This window comes from Mycetohabitans rhizoxinica HKI 454 (assembly GCF_000198775.1).
Classification (GTDB): Bacteria; Pseudomonadota; Gammaproteobacteria; order Burkholderiales; family Burkholderiaceae; genus Mycetohabitans; species Mycetohabitans rhizoxinica.
In genome coordinates this window covers 897,611-917,195 of record NC_014722.1, presented here as the reverse complement: position 1 = coordinate 917,195, position 19,585 = coordinate 897,611, and the positions used below count along the sequence as shown (strand labels likewise).

Annotated in this window: 14 protein-coding genes and 2 pseudogenes; 3 read left to right on the top strand and 13 right to left on the bottom strand. The window is 62.6% G+C overall.

Annotated features, from left to right (window positions below):
* Positions 1-23: 23 nt before the first annotated feature.
* The 5 genes and pseudogenes from rpoD to RBRH_RS04175 all read right to left on the bottom strand — a co-directional run.
* Complete coding sequence (gene rpoD, locus RBRH_RS04195; protein ID WP_041753247.1) at positions 24-2,069, bottom strand: RNA polymerase sigma factor RpoD; 2,046 nt, start codon at positions 2,067-2,069, stop codon at positions 24-26.
* 412 nt (positions 2,070-2,481) lie between these two features.
* On the bottom strand, positions 2,482-4,389 hold the full coding sequence (gene dnaG / locus RBRH_RS04190; protein ID WP_013434744.1) for a DNA primase: 1,908 nt from the start codon (positions 4,387-4,389) through the stop codon (positions 2,482-2,484).
* Between the two features lie 16 nt (positions 4,390-4,405).
* Positions 4,406-4,855, bottom strand: coding sequence for a GatB/YqeY domain-containing protein (locus RBRH_RS04185; RefSeq protein WP_041753246.1), 450 nt, complete (start codon positions 4,853-4,855; stop codon positions 4,406-4,408).
* A 218-nt stretch (positions 4,856-5,073) separates the two neighbouring features.
* On the bottom strand, positions 5,074-5,286 hold the full coding sequence (gene rpsU, locus RBRH_RS04180) for a 30S ribosomal protein S21 (RefSeq protein WP_013434742.1): 213 nt from the start codon (positions 5,284-5,286) through the stop codon (positions 5,074-5,076).
* A 103-nt stretch (positions 5,287-5,389) separates the two neighbouring features.
* A pseudogene (locus RBRH_RS04175) lies at positions 5,390-6,619 on the bottom strand (BaiN/RdsA family NAD(P)/FAD-dependent oxidoreductase); the annotation flags it as partial.
* 139 nt (positions 6,620-6,758) lie between these two features.
* Between RBRH_RS04175 and tsaD the strand changes: the two are divergent.
* Complete coding sequence (gene tsaD / locus RBRH_RS04170) at positions 6,759-7,802, top strand: tRNA (adenosine(37)-N6)-threonylcarbamoyltransferase complex transferase subunit TsaD (RefSeq protein ID WP_041753244.1); 1,044 nt, start codon at positions 6,759-6,761, stop codon at positions 7,800-7,802.
* 205 nt (positions 7,803-8,007) lie between these two features.
* Here tsaD and folE2 read toward each other — a convergent pair whose 3' ends face one another.
* The 4 genes from folE2 to RBRH_RS04150 form a co-directional block, all read right to left on the bottom strand.
* A complete protein-coding gene (gene folE2 / locus RBRH_RS04165) occupies positions 8,008-8,817 on the bottom strand; it encodes a GTP cyclohydrolase FolE2 (RefSeq protein ID WP_041753243.1) in 810 nt (269 codons plus the stop codon).
* A 135-nt stretch (positions 8,818-8,952) separates the two neighbouring features.
* Complete coding sequence (dxs, locus tag RBRH_RS04160) at positions 8,953-10,866, bottom strand: 1-deoxy-D-xylulose-5-phosphate synthase (RefSeq protein ID WP_041753241.1); 1,914 nt, start codon at positions 10,864-10,866, stop codon at positions 8,953-8,955.
* Between the two features lie 137 nt (positions 10,867-11,003).
* The gene (locus RBRH_RS04155; protein WP_013434735.1) at positions 11,004-11,900 is read right to left on the bottom strand and encodes a polyprenyl synthetase family protein; all 897 of its coding nucleotides are present in this window, start codon (positions 11,898-11,900) and stop codon (positions 11,004-11,006) included.
* Complete coding sequence (locus tag RBRH_RS04150; RefSeq protein ID WP_041754141.1) at positions 11,891-12,163, bottom strand: exodeoxyribonuclease VII small subunit; 273 nt, start codon at positions 12,161-12,163, stop codon at positions 11,891-11,893. Before RBRH_RS04150 ends, RBRH_RS04155 begins: the two co-directional genes overlap by 10 nt.
* A gap of 260 nt (positions 12,164-12,423) precedes the next feature.
* On the opposite strand from RBRH_RS04150, the gene RBRH_RS04145 reads away from it, so the two are divergent.
* Complete coding sequence (locus RBRH_RS04145; protein WP_041753239.1) at positions 12,424-13,530, top strand: aromatic ring-hydroxylating oxygenase subunit alpha; 1,107 nt, start codon at positions 12,424-12,426, stop codon at positions 13,528-13,530.
* 64 nt (positions 13,531-13,594) lie between these two features.
* On the opposite strand, the gene RBRH_RS20105 is transcribed toward RBRH_RS04145, so the two are convergent.
* Positions 13,595-13,984 carry a transposase gene (locus tag RBRH_RS20105; RefSeq protein WP_013434731.1) on the bottom strand — a complete coding sequence of 130 codons (390 nt, stop codon included), beginning with the start codon at positions 13,982-13,984 and terminating at the stop codon, positions 13,595-13,597.
* Positions 13,985-14,046: 62 nt separating this feature from the next.
* Positions 14,047-14,229 (bottom strand): annotated as a pseudogene (locus tag RBRH_RS20100) (transposase domain-containing protein); the annotation flags it as partial.
* A 174-nt stretch (positions 14,230-14,403) separates the two neighbouring features.
* Here RBRH_RS20100 and RBRH_RS04135 point away from each other — a divergent pair.
* Complete coding sequence (locus RBRH_RS04135) at positions 14,404-15,273, top strand: sulfurtransferase (RefSeq protein WP_041753238.1); 870 nt, start codon at positions 14,404-14,406, stop codon at positions 15,271-15,273.
* A gap of 12 nt (positions 15,274-15,285) precedes the next feature.
* Here the strand turns inward: RBRH_RS04135 and RBRH_RS04130 are convergent, their stop codons facing one another.
* Together RBRH_RS04130 and polA are read right to left on the bottom strand one after the other, a co-directional pair.
* Positions 15,286-16,746, bottom strand: coding sequence for an NAD(P)/FAD-dependent oxidoreductase (locus RBRH_RS04130; protein WP_041753236.1), 1,461 nt, complete (start codon positions 16,744-16,746; stop codon positions 15,286-15,288).
* A gap of 63 nt (positions 16,747-16,809) precedes the next feature.
* A complete protein-coding gene (gene polA / locus RBRH_RS04125) occupies positions 16,810-19,584 on the bottom strand; it encodes a DNA polymerase I (RefSeq protein WP_041753235.1) in 2,775 nt (924 codons plus the stop codon).
* Position 19,585: the final 1 nt, after the last annotated feature.

Here is a 19,585-nt window from a genome sequence, read left to right as displayed (position 1 = left end):
GCAATTATGACGCAAAATGGAACTCAGTTGCCTTCGAGAAACGACTTTAGCTTATCCGAGCGACTTGGATGACGCAATTTGCGCAACGCCTTCGCCTCGATCTGACGGATTCGCTCACGCGTCACGTCGAACTGCTTACCGACTTCCTCGAGCGTATGGTCCGTGCTCATCTCAATGCCAAAGCGCATCCGCAATACCTTTGCTTCGCGCGGCGTCAACGAGTCCAGCACGTCTTTCACGACGTCTCGCATACTCGCGTGTAATGCCGCGTCGGCCGGCGCCACCGTATTGTTATCTTCGATGAAATCGCCCAGGTGAGAATCGTCGTCGTCGCCGATCGGTGTTTCCATCGAAATCGGTTCCTTCGCGATCTTCATGATCTTGCGGATCTTGTCCTCAGGCATCTCCATTTTTTCGGCGAGCGTGGCCGGATCCGGCTCAAGCCCCGTCTCTTGCAGGATTTGCCGTGAGATCCGGTTCATCTTATTGATCGTCTCGATCATGTGGACCGGAATCCGAATCGTGCGTGCCTGATCCGCGATCGACCGCGTAATCGCTTGGCGAATCCACCACGTCGCATACGTGGAGAATTTGTAGCCCCGTCGATATTCGAACTTGTCAACCGCTTTCATCAAGCCAATATTGCCTTCCTGGATCAAATCCAGGAACTGCAAGCCACGGTTCGTATACTTCTTCGCAATTGAAATGACCAGCCGCAAGTTGGCCTCCGTCATTTCGCGCTTGGCTTGCCGCGCCTTGAGTTCGCCAGCCGCCATCTGACGGTTGGTTTCCTTCAAGTCCTTCAGCGGCAGCACGACACGCGCCTGTAAGTCGATCAGACGCTGCTGCTGTTCGCGGATCGCCGGGATATTGCGCTCGAGCACCGCGCTGTACGGATGCCCCTCGGCGACAATCTGCTCGGCCCAGTCTAGGTTGGTCTCGTTGCTCGGGAAGCGCGCAATGAATTCCGCACGTGGCATCCCGCACTTGTCGACGACAATATGCAAGATCTGGCGCTCCACTTGACGCACCTCGTCAACCTGCGCGCGCAACGTGTCGCACAGCCGCTCAACCGTGCGGGCAGTAAAGCGAATCGACATCAACTCAGCCTGGATCGCCTCTTGCGCCTTCAGATACGACTTGGACTTATAGCCCTCCTTCTCGTACGCGCGACGCATTTTGTCGAACCACTCACCGATCAGCGCAAAGCGCTCCAGCGACGCACGCTTCAGCGCCTCGAGCTGCGCGGCGCTGGCCGCGGCCGCTCCCGCACCTTCGTCCTCTTCTTCCTCTTCCTCGTCACCTTCGTCAGCGTCGTCAGCTTCCGACTCAATCTCGTCCGCATCCGACGCGCTAAAACCGTCCGCATCCTCCGCGTTCGGATCGATCAGGCCATCGACCAGTTCGTCCACGCGGATTTCATCGTTGGCGACCCGCTCGGCCATCGCAAGGATGTCCGCAATTGTCGTCGGGCACGCCGAGATCGCCTGAACCATGTGCTTCAGGCCGTCTTCGATACGCTTGGCGATCTCGATCTCGCCTTCTCGTGTCAACAGCTCGACGGTGCCCATCTCACGCATGTACATGCGCACCGGGTCGGTCGTGCGGCCGAATTCAGAGTCCACCGTCGACAACGCGACCTCGGCCTCCTCTTCGACTTCATCGTCGGATGACACCGACGGCGCGTTGTCGTTGAGCAGCAGCGTTTCCGCATCGGGTGCCTGTTCATAGACCGCCACGCCCATGTCGTTGAACGTGCTGATGATGCTCTCGATCGCCTCGGTTTCCGCGAAATTGTCCGGTAGGTGATCGTTGATTTCAGCATACGTTAGGAAGCCGCGCTCCTTGCCCAGCTTGATCAGCGCGCGCAGTTTCGAGCGGCGCTCCTCGAGCTCCTCGGCAGTACCCGGCTGGTGAGACGCAAACGCCTCCTTCAGCAGCGCCTTTTCCTTGGCCCTGCGATCGCGCGCCTTGATCTTCTCACCCTTTACCGGCGCAGCCGAGCCGGCCGACTCATCGATTTGGCCCGCTTCATCGTCAACTGGTACTTCGTTCAGCTTTTTCGTCATGGATGTCGCCATTACGGCTCTGGTCTCGACTTGCGGCTCTTCGACGGCCGCCGCTTCAACCGTGGATACTCTCTCAGTGCGGCTAATCCGGCTGTTACCCGGTCGCCACGACCTTCCGACTTGCCCGCTTCGGGAACGCCTCGGCCGCGCGCATCGCGGGCCTGCTCGGCGGACTTCGCCGTCGCGGAGGATCGCTTCGTCGCTTCCCGCTGGGTAGATCGCGCGATGTTCGCCGACACGCCGCAGTGGGAATGGGCCGGTTTCGCCGCGGACCGAGTCGTCTACCGCCACTGGCCTGCGCTTTCGAGCCGATCCAGCCTCTTTTCCACCCTACGGTCTTTGCTATGGCGATTCCACCCTAGCTCGACGCCCGGAACAACCCCGCTGAAAACCTTCAATTATAGCACAGCGGTCAAGCTCCTCCGGTAAGCGCCAACGCCATGGCCCGACGCTTCAGTTCGGCACGCCGCTGCGACAACTCGGCGAACTCCCTGGCCTGCTCTCCTTCCAATTTTGGCTGCCGAGACAGAATTTCAAGTCGTTCGCAGCAAGCGTCGTAACGCATCTTCGCGACCACCGCCCTGACTTCGTCAGCTGCGATCCGTTCCTGCTCATCGCGCCGCTGCGCGCTGTCGTCGTCCGGCGACGCATGCAGCAAATCGCGTACGTTTTCATCATAGACCAGAATTTCCCGGAAGATTTCCTCATACGTCGGCGCATTCGGAGAATTAAGCAGCAGATCCTTCAATAGCCGATATTCGGCCGCGTCCCCCAGTTGCCGCGCGTGCGCGATCGTCTCGGCAAACAAGGCTCCCTGCCGGGCAAGCGTGGCTAGCGTGTCGCAATCCTGCACATCGAGCATCGCGACGATGCGCGGATACATGATCACATTGCGTAGTGCCCGATGCTCGTGGCCGGTAACGCGACGACGATCGGCACGTGCCGGCGCACCACGCACCGCGGGCGCGGTACGCGAGCCAATTTCGCAGAATTGCGCCACTTCTTCAACGGGCGTCGCCAGCCGATCCGCTAGCATGTGCAGAATTTGAGCCCTCAGCGCGTTGGGCGGCAGTGCTTGCAGCAGTGGCTTGGCGTCATACAACGCCTTGGCCCGCCCTTCCGGCTGGTCGATCTCCTTGTCCGCCAGCACCTCGTTGAGCAGGAACTGCGACAGCGGCATTGCCCGCCCGATCTGGTCTGCAAATGCCTGCATGCCATGCTCGCGGATATAGCTGTCCGGATCGTGCTCCGCGGGCAGAAACAGGAAACGGATGGTGCGATTGTCCGCCGCATGCGGCAAGCATGCGTCCAGCGCGCGCCGCGCGGCGCGCCGCCCCGCCACGTCACCGTCGAAGCTGAAGATCACCGTGTCGGTCTGCCGCATCAGTTTTTGGACATGCACCGGCGTGCACGCGGTGCCCAGCGTCGCCACCGCATTTGGAAAACCCAACTGCGCCAGTGCAACGACGTCCATGTAACCCTCCACAACCAGCACGAAGCCCTTCTCGCGGATCGCAAGACGTGCCTCGAACAGGCCGTACAACTCAGTTCCCTTGTTAAATAGCGGCGTTTCCGGCGAATTCAAATACTTCGGCTCGCCGCCGTCATCGAGCACACGTGCGCCGAAGCCGATCACCTGTCCGCGCACGTTGCGGATCGGGAACATGATGCGTTGGCGAAAGCGGTCGTAGCGGCGCGCTTCGCCGTTGCTTGACGCCTTGTCACTGACAATCACCAGACCTGCTTCGAGCAACGCGTCGTCGCGATAGTCCGCGAATGCCGACTCGAGGTTTTGCCAGCCATCCGGCGCATAACCCAATCCGAAGCGCAGCGCAATCTCGCCGGTTAAGCCCCGTCTCTTCAGGTACTGGATTGCGTCCGGCGCGCCCCGCAACTGCTTGCGATAATAATCGGCCGCGACCTGCATGACGTCAACGAGCGCGCGCGCCGTGCCGGCATTAGCAGGCGGCGGATCAGTGCCGCTTCCCGGTCCGGGCGGGCTTCCACCGCCATAGGCACCCGGCGCGGGTTCGTGTGGAACGGTGAGTCCAACGGACTGCGCCAGCTCACCGACAGCCTCGGGAAACGTCAAGCCGGCATGCTCCATCAGGAAACCGATCGCGGTGCCATGCGCGCCACAGCCGAAGCAATGGTAGAACTGCTTGGTCGGACTGACGGTGAACGAGGGACTCTTTTCGTTATGGAACGGGCACAGCCCACTGAAGTTTGCCCCGCCCTTTTTCAACTGCACGTACCGCCCCACCACGTCGACGATATCGACGCGGTTTAGCAGGTCTTGCAGGAATGAATGCGGAATCACGGTCGCCCCGGCAAGGCTACTTCGCCGACAAGGCCGCCTTCACTTGTGCGGAAACCGCCGTCATGTCGGCACGGCCCGCGAGCCTGCCCTTGAGCAGCGCCATGACCTTGCCCATGTCCTGGGGACCGGCCGCGCCCGTTTGCGCAATCGCGCCCTGAACCTGCGCGGCGACGTCGGCGTCGGACAGCTGGGCAGGCATGTACTGCTGCAGCACCACAAGCTCCGCCGATTCCTTCGCGACCAAATCCTCACGGCCGGCGGACTGAAACTGCGAAATCGAATCCTTGCGCTGCTTGATCAGCTTATCGACGACTGTCACGATCGCCGTGTCGTCCAGCGTCGTGCGCTCGTCCACCTCACGCTGCTTGAGCGCAGCCAGCAACAAGCGGATGGTCGCGAGCCGCTCGCTGTCACGGGCGCGCATCGCGGCCTTCATGTCATCATTGATACGATCTTTCAAGCTCATGCGTATTGCCGTCAACGGCCCAGATTTGCCTATGGAATTGTGACATACGGTAACCGACGTTTAACACAAAAACCCGCTTGGGACACAATCCACAAGCGGGTCTGCGCAGCAACGCGGTCCCATCAGCGCCTGCCACAGCAGCATCCCTGCACGCACACGCGGTGCAGGTTTGCGGGGTGACCGCGCCAACTCGACTGCCGCGTCGGCGCGATACTGGATCAGTAAAGCTTTTTCGGCAGCATCTGGCTGCGCAAACGCTTAAAATGGCGCTTGACCGCCGCTGCCTTTTTCCGCTTGCGCTCCGCGGTCGGCTTCTCGTAAAACTCGCGCGCACGCAACTCGGTCAACAACCCGTTCTTTTCGATCGTGCGTTTGAAGCGGCGCATCGCAACTTCAAAAGGCTCGTTCTCTTTAACGCGAATCGTCGTCATGTCCAGTTAAGGTATGAAAAAGGGACGCATCCCACCAACACACACCAAAGGTGTGAAAGTATAGCAGATGTGCGTGCACGCAATGCCGAACTTCAGCGCTCGGCTAACGTTGCACAACAGCGGCGGAGGCAGCCCGACCCGCCGCGACACCGGATGACCACGCCCACTGGAAATTGTACCCACCCAGCCATCCGGTCACGTCCACCGCCTCGCCAATGAAGTACAGGCCCGGCATCCGCTTGCTCATCATCGTGGTCGACGATAGTTCACGGGTATCGACGCCACCGCGCGTGACCTCGGCCTTGCGAAAGCCTTCGGTGCCATCCGGCGTCAACGTCCATTGCTGGAGCCCGCTGGCCAGTCGATGCAGCGCCTTGTCGGCAATATCGGCCAGCCGCGCCTGAGGCGGGAGGCGGTGCTGGATCGCCCAGCACTGTGCCAGCCGCGCCGGCATCCATTCAGCGAGCTGGTTTGCCAATTGCCGACGCGACGCGGCTTTTGCGTCAAGCAGTGCAGTGGCCACCTCAAACGACGGCAATAGGTCGATCGACACAGCATGCCCCGGGTTCCAATAGCTGGAGATCTGCAAAATACCGGGGCCAGACAGTCCGCGATGCGTAAACAGCAAGTCCTCGACGAACTCGGCACGCCGCTTGTCGCCGCCTGTTGATACGCGTGCCGTCATCGATATTCCGGCCAGCGCCGCATACGGCGCCCAGTGTGCGGCGGCGAAGGTCAGTGGCACCAGCGCCGGACGCGGCTCGACAAGCTTATGACCAAAGCGTTTGGCGAGCCTGTACGCGAAGTCGCTCGCCCCAATCTTCGGGATCGACAGCCCACCCGTTGCCACCACGAGCGCCCGCGCGTGCAGCGCGCTGGCATGCGTGCTCAACACGAACCCCATCGTATCGACGGCCACGTCCGCAACCGGCAATGGATGGCGCCACGTGACGCCGCCGGTGCTGCATTCGCGCTTGAGCACATCAATAATCGTCTCGCTTGAATCGTCGCAAAAAAGTTGCCCCTTGTGCTTTTCATGCCACCGAACACGATGGGTGCGCAACAGTGCCAGAAAATCCTGCGGTGTATAGCGGGCGAGCGCGGAGCGGCAAAACGACGGGTTCTCGGACAAGTAGCGGGTCCAGTCCGCCTGCAGGTTTGTGAAATTGCACCGCCCGCCGCCGGAAATCCGGATTTTCTCGGCAACGCGCGGTGCGTGGTCGATCAGCACGACACGCCGCCCAAGCTGGCCGGCCACAGCCGCACACATCATGCCGGCGGCGCCGGCGCCAATCACGGCGATATCGAAGTGTTCCATGGCGCGCATTCTACCGGCTTGCCAGCCACGTCGGTGGTCGCACTGCTATACTAATTGATTGCGTTGCGGGCGTCGCGCGCCGTGCCGGCCATCTGGCAAGCCAGTGGCGCAAATGGGGCCGCATCCGGCTCGATCACCCTTTTGTCCGATTCTCATGCTCGTCCTCGGTATCGAAAGCTCATGTGATGAAACCGGGCTCGCGCTGTACGACAGCCGGCGCGGGCTGCTAGCACACGCACTGCATTCGCAAATCGCCATGCACCGCGACTATGGCGGCGTGGTGCCAGAACTCGCATCACGTGACCATATCCGGCGCGCGCTGCCGCTGCTCGAGCAGGTGTTGCAGCAGGCCGAGGTGGCGCGCACCTCAATCGATGCGATTGCATTTACGCAGGGGCCGGGGCTCGCCGGGGCGCTGCTCGTTGGAGCCAGCATCGCGAATGCGTTAGGGCTGGCGCTTAGCAAGCCGGTCATCGGCATTCACCATCTCGAGGGGCACTTGCTGTCGCCGTTACTCGCGCAAACGCCACCGCCGTTTCCATTCGTGGCGCTGCTGGTCTCCGGCGGCCATACGCAGCTGATGCGGGTGGCCGAGGTCGGCGACTACCAGACGCTCGGCGAAACACTGGACGATGCAGCGGGTGAAGCGTTCGACAAGACCGCAAAATTGCTCGGACTGAACTACCCTGGGGGACCGGAAGTTTCGCGGCTGGCCGAGTTCGGCACGCCTGGCGCCGTCGAATTGCCCCGCCCAATGCTGCATTCGGGCGACCTGGACTTCAGCTTCAGTGGATTGAAGACAGCGGTTCTCACGCACCTGAGCCGAATCGGCTCGAACGTTTGCGAGCAGGCAAAAGCCGATTTGGCACGCGGCTTTGTTGATGCCGCGGTCGAAGTACTGGTCGCGAAGGCAGTTGCCGCCCTCAAGCGCACAGGCATGAAGCGGCTCGTCGTGGCCGGCGGGGTTGGCGCGAACCGCCAGTTGCGCGAAGCGCTGTGTGCCGCTGCCGCCAAGCGCGGCTTCGATGTGTACTATCCCGACCTTGCACTATGCACCGATAACGGCGCGATGATTGCGCTCGCGGGAGCACTACGCCTGCAACGCAATCCCGCGGCAGCCAATACGTTGTATGCGTTCACTGTCAAGCCGCGCTGGGATTTGAGTGCCATCAACGACCCGGGACAACAATCAGCGTAGCAACTGAACTCGGCCACCGCCGGTGTCACACCGCGGCAGCCACCGGCATAACCTTGAATCACCTTTAATAACGACCGGTGCAGTGTCCGCCGTAGACGCGTGAACCTTCGTCCAGCGATGTGCGACGCATTCGTGGCGCATGCGCGCCAACGACGCGACGCACCCCGTACCCGGGACCGCCCGGCACCAATGTCGGGCAAGCGGGCTAGTCCGAGCACCGCTTGTCGTGCTCGATTAGCGCGTACGCACTGTGATTATGGATCGATTCAAAATTCTCGGCTTCGAGCACATAGGCGACGATCCGCGGATCGGCATTGAGCCGCTGCGCGACATCGCGCACCAAGTCCTCGACGAACTTCGGGTTATCGTACGCCCGCTCAGTGACAAACTTCTCGTCGGGACGCTTCAACAGCCCCCACAACTCACACGATGCCTCTTCCTCGGCCATCCGCACCAGGTCTTCAACCGGCACGTCGTCGACTAATTCGGCGGAGATCGTCACATGTGAACGCTGATTGTGCGCGCCGTATTGAGAGATCTTTTTCGAACACGGGCACAGGCTAGTCACCGGCACCAATACCTTGGTAAACAGGCGTGTAGTACCGTCGCATGCGTCGGCGCTAAGCGTCACTTCATAGTCAAGCAGGCTTTGCACGCCGGATACAGGCGCCGTTTTCCGGATGAAATAGGGAAATGTGACTTCGATGCGACCCGCCGTGGCTTCGAGCTTCTCGAGCATGGTCGCCAGCATGGCGCGGAAATGAGCGATGTCCAGCGGCGTCTGCGCTTGGTCCAGCAGCGCGATGAAGCGCGACATGTGCGTGCCCTTCTGCTCGGCGGGAAGGAGCACGTTGAGATTCCAGGATCCCACCGTCGGTTGCGCATCGCCTTGCGCAGTCCTCACCGTCAGCGGATGGCGGACCGCTCTGATGCCGACCCGTTGGATTGGGATCTGCCGGGTATCTGGCGTGCTCTGCACATCAGGCATCACAAAAGCGGGATTCATCTGGTTCATTGGCATTCCTTGACACCGGCGCACGCCTCGGTTCACGGCGGCGTCGGAGCGCCAGCACGGGCGGCCCGACCAGACGGCCCGTGCCGCTCGCGCAGATTCTAAATGAGAAACAGCAACGGCCGTTGCGGGCGAGGCTTATGCGACGAGCTTGGTCGTTTTCGCATTGCCATCGTGCTTTTGCCGTTCCACAGTTGACAGGCGCTCGCGGATCGCGCTGGCAATTCCCGCCGCATCCAAACCGCATGCGGCAAGCAGCTTCGTCGGATCGCCATGATCGATGAAACGGTCGGGAAGCCCTAATTGTAATACCGGTCGGATTATCCCCGCCGCCTGTAGGGACTCAATGCACGCCGAGCCGGCACCGCCCATCACGCAACCTTCCTCGACAGTCACCAGCAATTCGTGCGTGTCGGCGAGCTGCCGCACGAGCGCCTCGTCCAGCGGCTTCACGAAGCGCATGTTCGCCACCGTCGCGTCAAACTCCTGCGCCGCCGTCAGGCTCGGCGCCAGCATCGAGCCGAACGCCAGAATCGCCACCCGGTGGCCAGCCGGCGCCTGCGACTGCCGCCGGATCTCCCCCTTGCCCACCGGCACCGCGCTCAGCCGCTTGTGCGTGGCCACCCCAGGACCCGTGCCCCGCGGATAGCGCACCGCGCTCGGCCCCTCGATCTGCAATCCCGTGTGCAGCATCTGCCGGCACTCGTTCTCGTCGGCCGGCGCCATCACCACCATGTTCGGGATGCAGCGCAGGTACGCCATGTCGTAGGCACCCGCATGCGTGGCCCCGTCCGCGCCCACCAACCCCGCGCGGTCCAGCGCGAACACCACCGGCAGGTTCTGCAGTGCCACGTCGTGGATCAACTGGTCGTAGCCTCGTTGCAGGAACGTCGAGTAGATCGCCACCACCGGCTTCAGCCCTTCGGCCGCCAGCCCGCCGGCGAAGGTCACCGCGTGCTGCTCGGCAATGCCCACGTCGAAATAGCGTTGCGGGAAGCGCTGCTCGAACTCGACCAGCCCCGAGCCCTCGCGCATCGCCGGCGTGATGCCCACCACCCGCGGGTCCAATTCCGCCGCATCGCACAGCCATTCGCCGAAGACCTGCGTGTACGTCTTCTTCGACGACGCAGCCGGCTTGATGCCTTCAGCCGGATTGAACTTGCCCGGGCCATGGTACAGCACCGGATCGGCCTCGGCCAGCTTGTAGCCCTGGCCCTTCTTCGTCACCACGTGCAGGAACTGCGGACCACGCAAGCCGCGGATGTTCTGCAGCGTTGGGATCAGCGCATCGAGGTCATGCCCATCAATCGGGCCGATGTAGTTGAAGCCAAATTCCTCAAACAGCGTCGCCGGCGTGACCATGCCCTTCGCATGCTCCTCGAGCTTACGCGCAAGCTCCAGCATCGGCGGTGCGTGGCGCAGCACCCGCTCGACGCCTTTTTTCGCGGTCGCATAGAATTTGCCCGACATTAGCCGCGCAAGGTACCGGTTCAGTGCGCCAACCGGCGGCGAAATCGACATGTCATTGTCGTTCAGGATCACCAGCAACGGGATGTCCTCACACACACCGGCGTTGTTCAGCGCCTCGAATGCCTCGCCGGCGGTCATCGCCCCATCGCCGATCACGGCGATCGCATACCGATCTTCGCCCTTGAGTTGGCTGGCAATGGCCATGCCCAGCGCCGCCGAGATTGACGTGCTCGAATGGGCAGTGCCAAATGTGTCGTACTCCGATTCGCAACGGCGCGGAAAGCCTGAGATGCCGCCAAGTTGGCGCAACGTGCTCATCTGGTCCCGCCGTCCGGTCAGGATCTTGTGCGGATAGGTCTGGTGGCCGACGTCCCAAACGATCCGGTCCGCCGGCGTATCGAACACGTAATGCAGCGCAATCGTCAACTCGACCGTGCCGAGGTTCGATGACAGGTGGCCGCCTGTCTGCGATACGCTGTCGAGCACGAAGGCACGCAGCTCATCGGCCAGTGGCTGCAACTGCCGGCGTTCTAGGCGCCGCAAAGCGGCGGGGTCATCGATGGTTTTCAGCAAGTCGTACATCGTCGTTCCATTCCAGACAATCCTGCGGCGCACGCGCCGACGCTCCTGGCCAATGTGTCCTCGCGCTGCACGTCACCGGCCGCCAGGCGGGCCGCCGCTGCGATCGCGGGCGCCACGCCCGCCGCCGGCGCGTCAACTCAATTCATGCGCTCCACCACTAGGTCAGCGATTTGCGCAAGCCGCAGCCCACGCTCGCCCAGCGGCGCGAGCGCCGCATGCGCGTCGCGTCGCAGCTGTGCCGCAAGCTCCCGCGACGCCTGCAGCCCGATGATCGACACGTAGGTCGGTTTGTCGTTGGCCGCATCCTTACCGGCTGTCTTGCCAAGCGTGGCCGAGTCAGCCGTCACGTCTAGGATGTCATCGACCACCTGGAACGCCAGGCCCACCGCCTTCGCATACGCATCGAGCCCAGCCTCGATGTCGGCCGACAGCCCATCACCGCACAGCGCTCCCATCTTGACCGCCGCGCGCAGCAGTGCACCGGTCTTCATCCGATGCATCGTCTCCAACTGCGTCCGCGACAATCGCGTGCCCACGCTCGCCAGGTCGATCGCCTGCCCACCCGCCATACCAAGCGAGCCGCTCGCGCAAGCGAGTTCGCGCATCAACGCGGCCTGCCGGTGCGCCTCAAGCGCGTCCGAGGCAAGCGCGATGAACGCCTGCGATTGCAACGCGTCGCCGACGAGCAACCCTGTCGCCTCATCGTACTGCACGTGCACCGTCGGCTTGCCACGACGCATGTCATCGTCGTCCATCGACGGCAAATCGTCGTGAACCAGCGAGTACACGTGAATCAACTCAAGCGCGCAGGCCGCCGCGTCGAGGCGCTGGCCAGGCGCACCCAGCGCCTGGCCAGCTGCGTGGCACAACATCGGGCGCACACGCTTGCCGCCGCCCAGCACCGCATAGCGCATCGCCTGATGCAGCTGCATCGGCTCGACGTCCGCCGGCGGCAGCACCGCCGAGAGTGCCACCTCGGTTCGCGCCAGCACGTCACGTACCCATTCGTCAAACGCCGTGGCGCTCATGCACATTCTCCGTCATCAATCGCTGGATCGATGGGCTTGAGCGTCTCGCCATCGAGTACACGAACCTGTTGCTCGACCTTCTCGAGTTGCTGTTGGCAATATGCAACAAGGGCTGCACCGCGACGATATGCCGCAAGCGACGCTTCGAGGCTCAACGCGCCCCCTTCCATTCGCTCGACCAGGGATTCGAGTTCGCCAAGCGCTGTTTCGTAATTGTCCGGCAATGGGACATCTGCCCCGTCAGGGGCTTGGGAAGCGGTGTTGGGCATCATGCACATGTGTTCTGGCAAGTCGCCTATTTTACGGCAAACGCCGTCTGACCGGCAGCGAATGCGACCTTGGCGTGCTGCGCGCCGCCTACGCCGAGCCGAAAAATATACTCCGATGACCGGATTCGCGTCATAAATGCGATCCGGATCAAAGATTTAGATACCCCCATTTGCCCGGAGTGAGTATAATCCTTGGTTCCCTAAATCGATTTTTCGATGGTTGGGTTGTTCACTGCTTTCACGTCTGCACGGGAGTGGGAATGTCCAATCTGAGCAATGCTCTGCAGCTTAAGTCTATTCACAGCCAGCTGCCTGTTTCAGCTTATTTTGACGAAGCGCTCCTCGCACGCGAGCTCGACGTCCTGTTCAAACGCGGTCCACGCTACATCGGCCATGAATTGATGGTGCCGGAAGCGGGGGACTATTTCGCGCTGCCTGCAGAGAATGAGGGCCGCATACTGGTGCGCAATCCACACGGGCGTATCGAACTGCTATCGAACGTATGCCGGCACCGGCAGGCCGTTATGCTCAACGGTCGCGGGCATGTCGAGAACATCGTCTGCCCGCTGCACCGCTGGACATACGATCTAAGCGGCGAGTTGCTCGGCGCGCCACACTTTCCGGATAATCCGTGCCTGAACTTGGGTGCTACGCCACTGCAGTCCTGGCACGGCATGCTGTTCGAGCACAACGGCCGGGACATCGCACGCGATCTCGCGCGCCTGGGTCCGGCGAGCCACTTCGACTTTTCCGGGTACCTGTACGACCACACCGAAATCCACGAGTGCAACTACAACTGGAAGACGTTCATCGAGGTCTATCTCGAAGACTATCATGTCGTCCCGTTCCATCCTGGACTCGGTAGTTTCGTCTCGTGCGATGATCTGCGATGGGAATTTGGCGACTGGTACAGCGTGCAGACAGTCGGTGTACACAGCGCACTCGCGAATCCAGGTTCGCCGACATACCGCAAGTGGCACGACCAGTTGCTGAAGTTCCGCAACGGCGCGCCACCGGATTTCGGTGCGATCTGGATGGTGTACTACCCGAACGTGATGATCGAATGGTATCCGCACGTGCTCATCGTGTCGTATCTGATCCCGCGCGGCGTGCAACGCACGACAAACATCGTCGAATTCTACTATCCAGAGGAAGTGGCGTTGTTCGAGCGCGAGATGGTCGAAGCCGAGCGCGCGGCCTATCTGGAGACCGCCGTCGAGGACGACGAGATCGCCGAGCGAATGGATGCCGGACGCCGCGCGCTGCTCGCCCGCGGCGAATCCCAGGTGGGCCCATACCAAAGCCCGATGGAAGACGGCATGCAGCATTTCCACGAGTTCCTGCGCCGCGAGCTCGGCACGATTTGACACGTGCCTGCGATCAGTCGAAAGCCGGGTTAGGGTCCTAATGCTGTTCAGTTAAGGTCCCGAGTCAGGTACTGAAGGTATAGCGAAAAGATCTGGACTTGACGGCCCGAGTGCCACTGCGCCCGGGCCGTTTTTCGTTGGGAAGCTGCTTGAGCCGTTCACGCATGCGCACTATCTGATCGCCGGGCTCGCCGCTGAGCGCCTCCCAACGCGTATTACGGCCCACTCGCTCATGCGTGGCCGAGGATGAGCCGAAATGCTTGCGGTTGAGCGCACTGTCGGTCGTGCGCAGCGTGGTGCCGTCCATCGCGAACAGCCAGAGCCCTTTGAAGAGATATTGCGCTTGATCCTGGGCAACCCAGTTCCTAGCCGATTCACGAAAAAACCACGCCAGGGGCGCCGCCCCCGTGCGCTGCCGCGCCTGGGCGATGGCGCGCTTGCTGACAAATGACATATCAGCGCAGGTAGCGCCAGTTCCAGCCCGTCAACAATCTCGCTGATTGACGGGTGCCGGTACAACGCCAGCGCGACCACCCGCCCTCCCCCCTGCTGGGCCGGCGAACGACGGCGGCGAACGCTGGCACTACCGCTGCTCTGGACTGCTCGCTCAATCCATTCGTAGGGCAGAGGCTGGCCCAGCCGGTTCCATTCAAACGGCGGCTGGGATTCGATAAGAGGGCGAAGGTCGTCGGCTAGCATGGCGACGAAAGTTAACATCGCCTCGCCTCATGTACAACGGGTTTGTAGCCACTCAAAAAAATGCCATTCAGTCGCTTAACTGAACGGCATTAAGGCTGGGGTCCGGCTTTTTTGTTTAGACTAGGGCTAGTTCGCCTAGGTCGATGTCATGACCGCCTCGCCAGGAGATTCGCCATGCCGCAGCATCGCTACACCACGCTGATTTCCGTCGGGAATCTGGCCACCCGGCTCGCCACACCCGGCGTGACCACGCTCATCTTCGACTGCCGTTTCGATCTGGCCGACACGTCGGCCGGCGCGGCCGCGTATGACGCTGCGCATATCCCGGGGGCACAGTACCTGGATATCGACCGCGACCTGTCCGGACCGAAGACCGGCACCAACGGGCGCCATCCATTGCCTGAACGCGACACGCTCGCCCGCCGGCTCGCGCAGCGGGGCTTGAGCCGCGGCCTACAGGTGGTCGTCTACGACGCGCAAAGCGGCATGTTCGCCGCACGGCTGTGGTGGCTGCTGCGCTGGTTAGGCCACGAGGAGGTGGCGTTGCTCGATGGCGGGCTGCAGGCGTGGCAGGCCGCCGGCCAGCCGTTGGACAACGCGATACCGGCCATCACCGCCGGCTCATTCACGCCATCACAGCCGTTGTCGATCAGTATCGACGTCCATGGCGTGCAGCAACAGATGCGCACGGCCGCGTGCCGGATGCTCGATGCCCGGGCGCCGGACCGCTATCGTGGCGAGAACGAGACGATCGACCCGGTCGCCGGCCACATCCCAGGCGCCCGTCATCGCTTCTTCAAAGACAACCTCGCCGCCGACGGCCGTTTCAAGCCCGCCCACACGTTGCGCGACGAAATGTGTGCAGTGCTCGGTGATACCACACCGGAGCGCACGATTCTGTACTGCGGCTCCGGCGTCACCGCATGCCACAATGCGCTCGCGATGGAAATTGCCGGATTGCACGGCGCAGCACTGTACGCCGGGTCCTGGAGCGAATGGGTGGCGGACCCGGCCAGGCCTGTTACCACCGGCGCGCAGCCCTGACTGGCCAACGGCTCAGTGCAGTTTGACCCGCGGCCGCGTGGTGCGCCGCAGCCCGTGCGCGAGCGTGTCGAGTAGCATCCGGCCATAGCCATGCAATGCGGCGATATGCATCCGATACAGCAATTGATACATGAATCGTGCAAAGAGCCCCTCGACGAATAGGCTCTTGCCGATCAGGCCGCCCATTAGATTGCCAATCGCATTGTGGCCTAGCGAAACGAGAGAGCCTAAGTCGCGATACGTATAGGTGGGCAACGCGCGCCCGTCCAGCCGCGCGCGCAATGCATTGAACAAGAAATTCGCTTGCTGGTGCGCCGCCTGGGCGCGGGGCGGCACCGTCCGCTTGGCCTCGGGCCACGGGCAGGCGGCGCAATCGCCAAGCGCAAAAATGTCGTCGTCGCTCGTGGTTTGCAACGTCGAGCGCACGACCAGTTGCCCCAGTTTGTTGACGGCCAGCCCGTCGAGTAGCGCGAGCACTGGCGGCGCCTTGATGCCGGCCGCCCACACGGTCAAATCGGCGCGCAACACGTTTCCGCTACCCGTGACAACCTCGCCGACGCGCACTTCTGATACCGCTTCACCGGTGATCACCGAGACGTTGAGCCGGCGCAGCAGCGCCGCCGTCGCAGCTGAAACGCGTTCCGGCAACGCCGGCAGGATCCGTGGACCGGCCTCGATCAATACGATTCCGATGTCGGTGACAGGATGGAGTTTGTGCAAGCCATACGCGGCCAGTACGTGCGCCGTGTTGCGCAGTTCCGCCGATAACTCGACGCCGGTCGCCCCCCCACCAACGATCGCGATCTGGATTCGCGGGCCGCCCGTGCCGCCGTGGGTCGGGCCAGCCGCGCCATCGTAGGCCGAATCAGCCGTGCCGCCGTGGGCCAGGCTGGCAGCACTGCTGGGCAGCGGCCCCTGCCCCCGGGCTTGCGGGTGCGGCACGGCGCTCCTCGGTGCACCATCGGCCGCCACGTCCACGCTGGACAGCGGCCGCTGCGCGCGCATGCAGGCGGCGATCAGGCGACGCCGAAAGCGCTCAGCCTGCGCGACCGTATCGAGCGCGATCGCATGTTGCGCGGCGCCGGTTACGCCAAAGAAATGCGTGGTACTGCCAATCGCGATCACCAGCGTGTCGTAGGCGAGCGTGCGCTCGGGCAGCAGTTCGATGCCCTCTTCGTCGCGCACCGCGCTCACGCGAATTGTCTTGGCGACGCGACTCAACCCACGCAACTCGCCCTGCTGGAATTCGAAACCGTGCCAGCGCGCCTGCGCCGCATATTCGATTTGGTGCGTGAACGGATCCATGCTGCCGGCCGCCACCTCGTGTAACAGCGGCTTCCAGATGTGCGTCGGGTAGCGATCCACGAGTACCACGCTGACACGCTGCGGCGCGCGCCGCGCCCCGAACCGATCGCCGAGCCGCGTGGCAAGTTCCAATCCGCCAGCGCCGCCGCCGACCACAATTGATCCGATGCATTCCGATCCCCCTCGTTAACCGTCACCCGCGTTCCGCTGTCAACGCCGGACCACCCGGCGTCAATGCGCTTCCTCCCAGTTGGCGCCCGTGCCCAATTCGGCGACTAGCGGCACGTTGAGCTGGGCGACCGAACACATCAGTTCGGGCACCTTGGCGCGGATGATCTCCAATTCATCGTCGGGCACCTCTAGCACCAGTTCGTCGTGGACCTGCATGATCAATCGCGACTTCACGCGCGCGCGCTCGATCCAATCCTGCACGGTGATCATTGACAGCTTGATCAAATCGGCCGCGGTCCCTTGCATCGGCGCGTTAATCGCGGCGCGCTCGGCGGCCTGACGGCGCGGACCATTGCCGCCGTTGATCTCCGGCAGCCACAGCCGGCGACCAAACACGGTCTGGACGAAACCGCACGACTTCGCCTCCATCCGCGTCTCGTCCATATACCGCGCGACCCCCGGGTAACGAGCAAAATAGCGGTCGATATAGAGTTTGGCCGCGTCGCGCGCAATGCCCAGATTCGATGCAAGGCCAAACGCGCTCATCCCATAGATCAAGCCGAAATTGATGACTTTTGCGATGCGCCGCTGCTCGCTCGTGACCTCCTGCCGCGTCACGCCGAAGATTTCCGACGCGGTCGCGCGGTGCACATCTTCGCCGTGCTCGAAGGCTGCCATCAGCGACGCGTCGCCCGAGATGTGCGCCATGATACGCAGCTCGATCTGCGAGTAGTCGGCCGAGACGATGCTGCTGCCCGGCGGTGCGATGAACGCTTCGCGGATGCGCCGCCCTTCCGGCGTGCGAACCGGGATGTTCTGCAGATTCGGATCATTAGACGCAAGCCGCCCGGTCACGGCCACCGCCTGGGCATAGTTGGTATGCACGCGGCCGGTGTCCGGGTTGATCATCTTCGGCAGCTTGTCCGTATAGGTCGACTTAAGCTTGGTCAACGCACGGTAGTCGAGCAACACCTTCGGCAGCGGATAGTCCTCGGCAAGCTTCTGCAATACGTCCTCGTCGGTGGACGGCGCGCCTGACGGGGTCTTCTTGACCACCGGCAACTGCAACTGCTGGAAGAAGATCTCGCCGATCTGCTTCGGCGAATTCAAATTGAACTCGCCGCCAGCTAGTGCGTACGCCTCGGCCTGCAACTCCAGCATCCGGATGCCAAGCTCGTTGCTCTGCGCAACGAGCCGGTCCTTATCGATCAGCACGCCGTTGCGCTCGATGATCTGCAGTACGCGCGCCGTCGGCAGCTCGATTGATCGATAAACGTAATCTAACCCTTTCTCGACCTGGATCTGCGGATACAGCACCTGATGCAACCGCAACGTGATATCGGCATCCTCGGCGGAATATTCGGTGGCCACGTCCACCGAGACCTCGTCGAAGCCGATTTGCGCCGCGCCCTTGCCGGCGACGTCCTCGTACTTGATCGTCTTTACGCCGAGGTGCCGCGTCGCAAGATTGTCCATGTCGTGCGGACGGTGTGATTCGAGCACATACGATTCGAGCAGCGTATCATGCTCAATGCCGGCCAGCGTGATGCCATGACTCGCCAAGACCTGTGCATCATACTTTAGATGCTGGCCCACCTTCTTGTGCGCGGGGCTCTCCAGCCACGGCTTGAGCCGCGCGAGCACCTCGTCGCGCGGCAGTTGCACCGGGTGATCCGGCCCGCGGTGCGCGAGCGGGACATAGGCGGCGCGCCCGGGCTCGGTCGCAAACGATACGCCGACAATACGCGCGCGCATCGGGTCCAGCGACGTAGTCTCGGTGTCAAACGACGTGAGGGGCGCCGCCTCGATCACCGCCAGCCACCGCTCGAACTGCTCCCATGCGTTGACGGTTTCGTACTGCCGCTCGATGTCGGTTGCCGGCGCCGGCTCGACCGCGCCCGGGCCGAGCGCGACCCCACCGTCGGCCGTGGCCGTGAACGTATCGGGCCCGGCCTCGCTGTCAAGCTCGCGCAACCACGTCTTGAAGCCGTGCCGCAAATAAATGTCGCGCAATTCATCCTTGGCTTCTGCCCGTGCCTGCAGCGACGTGGCGATGGACTGCACTTGCGGGGACAGGTCGCATTCGGTATGCACGGTGACGAGTCGGCGCGCGGTGGGCAGGAACGCGAGCGCACGACGCAGGTTGTCGCCGACCGCGCCCTTGATATCGTTCGCGTGCTCAATGATGCCGTCCAGCGTCTGATACTGCGCGAGCCATTTGAGCGCGGTCTTCGGTCCGCACTTGTCCACGCCCGGCACGTTGTCGACGGTATCGCCGATCAACGTCAGATAGTCGACGATACGCTCGGGAGGCACGCCGAACTTCGCGATCACGCCGTCGCGATCGAGCCGCTCGTTGGTCATCGTATTGATTAGCGTGACGCGCTCGTTCACCAGTTGCGCGAGGTCCTTATCGCCCGTGGACACCACCACGTTCATGCCGGCCTGCGCGGCGCGCACCGCCAGCGTGCCGATCACGTCGTCGGCCTCCACGCGCTCGATCATCAACAGCGGCCAGCCGAGCGCGCGCACCGCGACGTGGATCGGCTCGATCTGTCGGGCCAAGTCCTCGGGCATCGGCGGACGATGCGCCTTGTAGTCCGCATACCAGTCATCGCGAAACGTCTTGCCCTTGGCATCGAACACGCACGCGCTATACTCTGCGGGAATGTCGCGACGCAATCGCCTCATCATGTTGATGAGACCGTACAGCGCACCGGTCGGGCCACCGTCCGGCCCGCGCAAATCCGGCATCGCATGGTAGGCCCGGTATAAATAGCTCGAACCATCGACCAATAGCAGGGTCTTGCCTTCGAGGTTTCGATTTTCAAGCATT